The organism is Bowmanella yangjiangensis (assembly GCF_017255015.1).
Taxonomy (GTDB): domain Bacteria; phylum Pseudomonadota; class Gammaproteobacteria; order Enterobacterales; family Alteromonadaceae; genus Bowmanella; species Bowmanella yangjiangensis.
In genome coordinates, this window is record NZ_JAFKCS010000540.1 from 1 (window position 1) to 509 (window position 509).

Below are 509 nucleotides of genomic sequence, written 5' to 3' on the forward strand. Positions count from 1 at the left end.
GTCTGGGTCGAGACGCTACGCCGGAGTACCTGCTCCAGTTGCTCGGCCAATGCTGCCTGCGGGCAGGGCGTGATGGAACGCCTGGGTGTGGGTCGTGAGCGCGGTCATGTGCGCGCACTGTCCACGCTGCATCTGAATGTTGGCGACGCCGTGGTGATCGGCGTCCGCGAAGAGCTGCTGGTACGCAGCTCTCTGCTTGTCTACCTGCTGCCCTTGCTGGGCCTCATGGCTGCCGCCCTGGCAGCCGACGCCGCAGGGCTATCCGAACCTCTGTGCATTCTCTCCGGCCTTGCCGGTCTGTGCGTTTCCTGGCTGCTGGTACGCTGGCGAGCGTCCAGGGTCGCCGATGATCCCCAATTGCAACCTGTTGTCCTGCGCGCATTGCTGGCTGCCAGCCCGTGATTTCCTGCGTGTATTTCATTCTGCATCTGGAGTTGTAGCCGATGAGAAATATCAAGTCCGTTGTGCCGGTGTTGATGGCCGCCCTGTTGTGGGGGCAAAGTCTGGTG

The 509-nt window shown here is 62.5% G+C and carries 1 protein-coding gene; it reads left to right on the forward strand.

The features are described 5' to 3' along the window. A partial coding sequence (locus tag J0A65_RS25555; RefSeq protein WP_206597020.1) for a SoxR reducing system RseC family protein occupies positions 1-402 on the forward strand: 402 nt, incomplete at its 5' end. Positions 403-509: the final 107 nt, after the last annotated feature.